The following is a 7,881-nucleotide window of genomic DNA, read 5'->3' as shown; positions in this document are numbered from 1 at the left end:
GGATCGATCACCGCGCGGTGTCGACACCATCGTCCGCGCGGTGATCGATCCCGCCGCCGGAGCCGCGCTCTCCTTCGGGCTCGCCGGTGCCCCGTCGCAGCTGCTCGGGGACATGGCGCACCGGCTGATCCCGGTCACCGACCGGGAGGCGGCCTCCCTGGTGAGGTCGATCCGGACCGCACCCCTCCTGTTCGGCTGGCGCGGTTCGGCCCCCGTCGACACCCCCGCTCTGGAAGAGCTGCTGCTGCGGGTGTCACGGCTGGTCGACGACCATCCCGAGGTCGTCGCGGTCGGCCTGGAGCCGGTCGTCGTCGCCACCCACGGGGTGAGTGTCCTCAGCGCCTCCGTACGTCTGGCCCCGCCCCCGGCCCGTGACGACCTCGGCCCCCGGACCCTCCCGGCGTACTGAGGGCGGCGTGCTCCCCTGGGTGTCTCAACGCGGCAGGTCACCGCGCGTTTGACGGCGCGTCGAGCGGGTTACCCGTACCCCCGGCCGGCAGCGGTACCTGCCGCAGGCACGGGACCGGCCCGCCGACCGCGACGGCTTCCCGTCCGGGACGGCCTTCGGGCCGCTGTACGGGTACGCCCGGACCGGCCCGCCCGATGAACGGAGAGAACGGCATGCACCTCGGGGCCCTCGACGCCGACGGGATCGGCTCCCCCCTCGTCCGGCACATCGCCCGCACCGGTCCCGGAGCGCCGAAGTCCTTGCCGGTCCTTCCGCCGCTCCTTCCGCCCTGCTCTCCACCGATCGGCTGAGCGCGCGGCCGGGGCCCGTGCGGCTCGCCGCGCCCCGAGCGGAGCCGTGTGGCGGGCCTCGCGTCCGGCGCGGCGGTGCCCCGCCGGACGGCTCCCCCTGCTACACAGAGCACTGCATATCGAAATGGTGACAAACCGAACATAATCTCCAGGATCGAGTGGCGGGGCCCGACCGTACGTCAGCGGTCGTCCAGCGCGAAGGAGTTGGTGCTGACGTGCTGGTCCTGCTGGCCGTTTATGCGGCGGCCGCAGTGTCGATGCCCTGGTGGGAGAAGCGGCTCGGCCGTGCGATGTGGTTCGTGGCGGCCCTGGTGCCGTTGGCGACCGTGGTCTGGGCGGGCACCCGGGCGGCGCGCGTGCTGGACGGCGGCGCGTACCAGGAGTCCCTGTACTGGGCTCCGTCGCTCGGCCTGACGGTCGACCTGCGCCTGGACGCCCTGTCGCTGCTGATGCTGTGGGTGGTGGCCGGTGTCGGAGCCCTGGTGCTCCTGTACTGCCGGTACTACGTCGAGCGCGACGCCGGCCGGCTGGCCGCCCTGCTGCTGGCCTTCGCCGGGGCGATGATCGGACTGGTGCTGGCGGACAACCTCTTCGTGCTGTACGTCTTCTGGGAGCTGACCACGGTCGCCTCCTTCCTGCTGATCGCGGGGCGCGGGGCGCGGGCGGTGCAGCGGCGTGCCGCCCGGCAGGCCCTGCTGGTGACCGCGGCCGGCGGCCTGGCGATGCTGCTCGGCTTCATCGTGCTGGGCCAGGAGGCCGGCACGTACCGCGTCTCGGCGATCCTCGCCGACCCCCCACGGGGCGGCGCGGTCCCCGCCGCCGTGGTGCTCGTCCTGGTCGGCGCGTTCGCCAAGTCCGCGCAGATGCCGGTGCACGGCTGGCTGCCCGCGGCGATGGTCGCCCCCACACCGGTCAGCGCCTTCCTGCACGCGGCGGCGATGGTCAAGGCCGGGGTCTACCTGGTGGCCCGGCTGGCGCCCGCCCTGGCCGAGGTGACGCCGTGGCGGCCGATGGTGCTCGGCGTGGGACTCGCCACCATGGTGGTGGCCGCGTGGCGGGCCCTGCGCGAGACCGACCTGAAGCTGCTCCTCGCCTACGGAACCGTCAGCGAACTCGGTCTGCTGACCGCCCTGCTGGGCGCGGGCACGCGGACGGCGGCGCTGGCCGGGCTGGTGATGCTGCTGGCGCACGCGGCGTTCAAGTCGGCGCTGTTCCTGTCCGTCGGGATCGTGGACCACCAGACGGGCACGCGCGACATCCGGGAGCTGTCCGGACTGGGCCGCCGTCTGCCCGTGCTGTTCGGCGTCACGGCACTCGCCGCCGCGTCGATGGCCGGTCTGCCGCCCCTCGTCGGCTTCCTGGGCAAGGAAGCGGCCCTGGACGCGTTCCTGCACGGCACCGAACTCGCCCGCCACTACCAGCTGACGGTGGTGCTCGTGTGCGGCTCCGCGCTGACCGTGGCGTTCGCGGCACGGTTCCTGCACGGCGCCTTCGGCGGGCGGCCGTCGGAGAAGGCGGCGCGGGCCGTACGGAGCCCGGAACCGGGATTCGTCGTACCGGTGGCCGTGCTGTCCGCGGCGGGTCTGGTGCTGGGCGTGGCGTACCCCGGCACGGCGGCCCTCCCCACGGTCTACGCCGACGCCTACCCGCCGGGAGCCGACGGACCGTACGAACTGTCCCTGTGGCACGGGTTCACCCCGGTGCTCGGTCTGTCGGCGCTGTCGCTCGTCGTCGGTGTGCTGATCCACGCGCTCCTGCGCCGCGGTGCCGTGCCCGCCCGGCTGCCGCGCCTGCCCGACGTGCAGCGCGCGTACGACCGCGTGATCGAGGGCGTGGACCGGCTGGCCGTGACACTGACCCGGCACACCCAGGTCGGCTCGCTGCCCGTCTATCTGACCGTGCTGCTCGCGACGGTCGTCGCGGTGCCCGGCGCGGCACTCGTGGCGGCGGCACCGTCCCTGGGATCACCGCCCCTGTGGCGGTACTCGCTCGAACCGGTCCTGGCCGTGGTGATGCTGGCCGCCGCCGCCACGGTGGTGACCGCCCGGCACCGGCTCACCGCCATCCTGCTGACCGGGGCCGTCGGGTACGGAGCGGCGGGCCTGTTCCTGGTGCGGGGAGCCCCGGACCTGGCGCTCACCCAGTTCCTGGTCGAGACGATGACGCTGGTGGTCGTGGTGCTGGTGCTGCGCCGGATGCCGTCCCGGTTCGATCCCGGCCGCACGTCGGTGCCGGGGCGGGTGCTGCGGGGCGCGGTGGCCGTCGGGGTCGGCGCCGTCGTCACCTGCTTCGCGCTGGCGGCGGCCTCCGCCCGTACGGCTCCGGTGATCTCGACCGGGTACCTGCGCCGAGCGGCGGAGACGGGCGCCTACAACGTCGTCGACGCGATCATCGTCGACTTCCGGGCCCTGGACACGCTGGGCGAGATCTCGGTCGTGCTCGTGGCGGCGGTCGGAGTCGGCAGCCTGGTCCGGTTCCGCGACCGCGACGCGGTACGGGCCGTCGACGAGGAGCCGCCCGCCCGGTTCCCCACGACGCACTGGGACGAGCCCCGGCAGACCTGGCTGCCGGGAGCCGGCGAACGCCCCGGCGGCGAGCGCTCGGTCCTGCTGGAAGTGGCCACTCGGCTGCTCTTCCCCTCCATCCTGGTGCTCTCGCTGTTCCTGCTGTTCTCCGGGCACTACCGGCCGGGCGGAGGATTCTCCGGCGGCCTGGTGGCGGGGCTGGCGTTCGTCCTGCGGTACCTCGTCGGCGGACAGGCCGACCTCGGCGCCGCCGTACGCCTGCGCCCGGTCGCGATCGCGGGCACGGGCCTGGTGATCGCGGCGGTCGTCGCCCTGGCGCCGCTCGCCGTCGGCGGTACGCCGCTGGACAGCGACCTGGTGACATGGCACCTGCCGCTGGTGGGTGAGGTGAAGTGGGCGACCAGCCTGTTCCTCGACGTCGGCGTCTACCTGCTCGTGGTCGGTGTCGTCCTCAAGCTCCTGTCGGCGGTGGGCGTCTCGCTGGACCGGGGCGGGACGGCGGCCCGGAACGAGGAGGGATCCGCTCGATGACCGGCGCGGTGGACAACACGGTGAACACCCTCGACGTGACGATGGCCGTCGTGGTCGGCGGCCTGTTCACGATCGGCTTCCACCTCATGCTGCAACGGTCCCTGATGCGGATCGTCCTCGGCTTCATCCTCCTGGGCCACGGCACCAACATGCTGCTCCTGGTCGCCGGAGGCACCCCCGGCCGGCCCCCGGTGCTGGAAGGGCAGCCGGTGAACCCGGCGGAGCCCGCCGATCCGCTGCCCCAGGCCATGGCGCTGACGTCGATCGTCATCACGTTCGGCCTCACGGCGTTCCTGATGGCCCTCGCCTACCGTTCCTGGCGACTGTCCGGCAGCGACGAGGTGCGCGACGACGTGGAGGACCGTCGCATCGACATCGCCCGCCAGCGTGCCGGGGCCGACGAGGTGACTGGCCCGGGCGAGGAGAACGACGACGACCTCGGCGAACCCGACGGCGACCTCGGTGACGACGGCCTCGGCGAACCCGACGGCGGCGAGGGCGACGCCGGCGAGCCGGACCACCGGGACGACGGCACCGCTCCGGAGGAACACCGATGACCGCACTGCTGCTCGCCCTGCCCGTGGTCCTGCCGCTCCTGTGCGCCGGGGTGACCCTGCTCGGACTGCCCGGCCGGGTGATCCGCGTACTGGGCGCCCTCGTCCTGGCGGGCGTGCTGGTGGACGCGGCGGCCCTGCTCGTCCTCACCGACACCCGCGGCCCGCAGTCCGTGCACGTCGGAGGCTGGCCGGCGCCGCTGGGCATCACGCTCGTCGCCGACCGGCTGTCGGCGCTCCTGCTCACCGTGTCCGTACTGGTGACCCTGGCCGTCCTGCTCTTCGCCATCGGCCAGGGCACCGCGGAGAAACGCCAGAGCTCGGCCGAGGTCTTCCACCCCGCCTATCTGCTGCTCGTCACCGGGGTCAGCCTGGCCTTCCTCACCGGGGACCTGTTCAACCTCTTCGTCGCCTTCGAGATCCTGCTCGCCGCCTCCTACGTCCTGATCACCCTGGACGCCGACGGGAACCGCACCCGGGCCGGCATGACGTACACGATCATCAGCCTGACGTCCTCCCTGCTGTTCCTCACGCTCGTCGGCCTGGTGTACGCGGCCGCCGGCACGGTCACCCTGGCCCAGCTCGGGCCGCGGCTCGCCGAACTCCCCGACGGCCTGCGCGGCGCGCTCGCCCTGCTGCTCCTGGCCGTCCTGGGCATCAAGGCGGCGATCGTCCCCCTGCACTTCTGGCTGCCCGACAGCTACCCCACCGCACCGGCGCCGATCACCGCCGTGTTCGCCGCACTGCTGACCAAGGTCGCCGTCTACGCGCTGCTGCGCACCCAGACCCTGCTCTTCCCGCGCTCCAGCGTGTGGACCCTGCTGGCCTGCGTGGCGATCGCCACCATGATCGTGGGCATTCTCGGTGCCCTGGCCCAGGACGACATCAACCGGCTGCTGTCCTTCACCCTCGTCAGCCACATCGGCTTCATGCTGTTCGGGCTCGCGCTGTTCGACACGACCGGGCTCACCGGCACGGTCCTCTACATGGTCCACCACATCGTCGTGCAGGCGGCGCTCTTCCTGGCCGCCGCCCTGGCCGTGCGCCACACGGGAACAACGGGCCTGGACCGCATGGCACAGCGGCCGGTCCCGGCGCCCCTGGTCGCCGTGCTGTTCGCCGTCCCCGCTCTGAGCCTGGCCGGGATCCCGCCGTTCTCCGGGTTCGTGGCCAAGCTGACCCTGCTGCGGGCCGGCGCGTGGCAGGGCGGCACCGCGGCGTACGCCCTCGCCGCGACCGCCCTGCTCACCAGCCTGCTGACGCTCTACGCCATGACCCGGATCTGGACCAGGGCCTTCGTGCGGCAGAAGCCGTACCCGGAGCACCGTGACGCGCCACCGCCGGGAACACCGGCCTCCGGCGCCGCCCGCCGCCCGCAGCGCCGCGCCGTCCGGTACGGGGCCCGGCTGATGACCGCCGCCACCGCCGTCATGGTGATGACCGGTGTCGCGGTCGCCGTCTTCGCGGGTCCGCTCGCCCGGGTCGGCGAACGAGCCGCCCAGGAACTGCTCGACCCGCGGGACTACCGCTCCGCCGTCATGCCCGAGGAGGACCGTTGACCCGCCGGGAGAACGCCCACCGAGTCCTGCGCCGCCTGCCCATGGTCGGGTGGCTGTGGCTGCTGTGGATCCTGCTGTGGGGGTCCGTCGGCCCGGTGGTCCTCGTCGGAGGCCTGCTCGTCGCCGCGGCCGTCGTCGGGTCCTTCTTTCTGCCGCCGGTTCTGCCGGGAGCCGTGCCCCGGCCCCTGGCGATCGGACGCCTGCTGGTCGACCTGCTGAAGGATCTCGTCGGGTCCGGGGTCACCGTCGCCTGGCAGGTCCTGAGGTACGGGGGGAAGACGTCCACGGCGATCGTCGAAGTCCCGCTGCACGTCGACAGCGACCTCCTGATCACAGCCGTGGCCGAACTCACGACGATCGCCCCCGGCACGCTGGTGGTGGAGATCGACCGGCGCCGGCAGCGGCTGTACGTCCACGCGCTCCCGGTCCGTGACGAAACCGACCTCGCCCGACGCAGAAAGGCGGTGCAGACCGTGGAGCGCAGAGTGGCGCGGGCGGTCGGCCGCGGCCGACGCACCGGAGCGGCCGGAGACGACACCTCCGGGTCCTCCGATCACCCGGATCAAGGAGGCAGCACCCCATGACTGTCATGTACACCGTCACCCTGGCCGTGCTGTCGGCGGCCGGCCTGCTCACCCTGCTGCGCCTCGTGCGCGGTCCGGACGCGCTCAACCGCATCGTGGCGCTGGACGTCGTCCTGACGATGATCATCGCCGGGACCGCCGTGGGCATGGCCCTGCGCGAGGACACCACGCCCCTGCCCGTACTCGTCGTCCTCGCCCTGCTGGCCTTCACCGGATCGATCACGGCCGCCCACCTGATCGAGAAGCGGGCAGGCCTGCGATGACGGTGGCCGACGTGATCACCGCCGTCCTGCTCCCGGCCGGCGCGGTCTTCTGTCTGCTCGGCGCCCTGGGCCTGCTCCGCTTCCCGGACATCGTCAGCCGCCTGCACGCGGCCGCCAAGGCCCAGACGCTCGGCCTGATGCTCATCCTGGTGGGAACCGCCGTGCAGATGCCCCTGCGCTACGCGCCGGTGCTGTTGCTCGTCGTTCTGTTCCAGCTGCTCACCGCGCCGATCACCAGCCAGATCGTCGGCCGCACCGCCTACCGCGTCCAAGCCCTGGACCGCGGCGCGCTGTTCCGGGACGAACTCGCCGACCGTCTCGCGCGGGACGGCACTCCGGTGGACGAGCGGCCGCCGCGCGAGGACGCGGACCGGTGAAGCCTCCCCGACCGAACGGTCCGGGCCGTTCCCGGCCCGGACCGGCCCGGTGCGCGGGGGAGTGCCGTGACCGGTGCCTCGCAGTCGGTGGTCCCCCGTAGGATGGGCGTCATGGCCAAGACCAGTACGACGACCCAGGGGCTGCGGGCGGCGATCGAGCGCAGCGGCTACTACCCGGCCCTCGTGGCCGAGGCGGTGGAGGCCGCGGTGGGCGGCGAGCCCGTCCGGTCGTACCTGGTCCACCAGGAAACGACGTTCGACCAGAACGAGGTGCGGCGCCATGTGACCGTGCTCGTCCTCACCGGCAACCGCTTCATCGTCAGCCACACCGACGAGCAGGCCGCCGACACCACGTCCCCGACCCCGTACGCCACCACGTCCACGGAGTCGGTCAAGCTCGGCCGGATCTCGTCGATCGTGGTCAGCCGCGTCGTCGCCAACCCGGAGTCCTACAAGCCGGGCACGCTGCCCCGCGAGATCGTGCTCACCATCGGCTGGGGCGCGGTCGCCCGCCTCGACCTGGAGCCCGCCGCCTGCGGCGACCCCAACTGCGAGGCCGACCACGGCTACACGGGCAGTTCGACGGCCGACGACCTCAGCCTGCGGGTCAGCGAGGCCGGGGACGGCCCGGAGACGGTGCGTCAGGCGCTCGCCTTCGCGCAGGCCCTCTCCGAGGCGACCGCGGACTCCGCACGCTGATGCCGCACACCTCCCCGACCCCGTACACCC

The 7,881-nt window shown here is 73.1% G+C and carries 8 protein-coding genes; all 8 read left to right on the top strand.

Annotation, left to right across the window (positions count from 1 at the left end; genetic code table 11):
- The coding region (locus tag AOK11_RS02970) for an acetate--CoA ligase family protein (protein ID WP_206188761.1) at positions 1–409 on the top strand (409 nt) is incomplete at its 5' end.
- A gap of 565 nt (positions 410–974) precedes the next feature.
- The gene (locus AOK11_RS02965; protein WP_055592047.1) at positions 975–3,815 is read left to right on the top strand and encodes a Na+/H+ antiporter subunit A; all 2,841 of its coding nucleotides are present in this window, start codon (positions 975–977) and stop codon (positions 3,813–3,815) included.
- Positions 3,812–4,372, top strand: coding sequence for a Na(+)/H(+) antiporter subunit C (locus AOK11_RS02960; protein ID WP_055592046.1), 561 nt, complete (start codon positions 3,812–3,814; stop codon positions 4,370–4,372). The genes AOK11_RS02965 and AOK11_RS02960 overlap by 4 nt, the downstream gene beginning before the upstream one ends.
- Entirely contained in the window at positions 4,369–5,928 is a 1,560-nt protein-coding gene (locus AOK11_RS02955) for a Na+/H+ antiporter subunit D (RefSeq protein ID WP_055592045.1), read from the top strand. Before AOK11_RS02960 ends, AOK11_RS02955 begins: the two co-directional genes overlap by 4 nt.
- The gene (locus AOK11_RS02950) at positions 5,925–6,512 is read left to right on the top strand and encodes a Na+/H+ antiporter subunit E (RefSeq protein WP_079034601.1); all 588 of its coding nucleotides are present in this window, start codon (positions 5,925–5,927) and stop codon (positions 6,510–6,512) included. The genes AOK11_RS02955 and AOK11_RS02950 overlap by 4 nt, the downstream gene beginning before the upstream one ends.
- Positions 6,509–6,775, top strand: a complete 267-nt coding sequence (locus AOK11_RS02945) for an MrpF/PhaF family protein (RefSeq protein ID WP_055592044.1) — start codon at positions 6,509–6,511, stop codon at positions 6,773–6,775. The genes AOK11_RS02950 and AOK11_RS02945 overlap by 4 nt, the downstream gene beginning before the upstream one ends.
- Entirely contained in the window at positions 6,772–7,152 is a 381-nt protein-coding gene (gene mnhG, locus AOK11_RS02940) for a monovalent cation/H(+) antiporter subunit G (RefSeq protein ID WP_055592043.1), read from the top strand. Before AOK11_RS02945 ends, mnhG begins: the two co-directional genes overlap by 4 nt.
- A 111-nt stretch (positions 7,153–7,263) precedes the next feature.
- Positions 7,264–7,851, top strand: a complete 588-nt coding sequence (locus tag AOK11_RS02935; RefSeq protein ID WP_042173127.1) for a DUF5998 family protein — start codon at positions 7,264–7,266, stop codon at positions 7,849–7,851.
- The last annotated feature ends 30 nt before the right edge of the window (positions 7,852–7,881 follow it).

This window comes from Streptomyces hirsutus (assembly GCF_001418415.1).
Taxonomy (GTDB): Bacteria; Actinomycetota; Actinomycetes; order Streptomycetales; family Streptomycetaceae; genus Streptomyces; species Streptomyces hirsutus.
The sequence above is the reverse complement of the archived record's forward strand: the minus strand, read 5'-3'. Positions and strand labels throughout refer to the sequence as shown.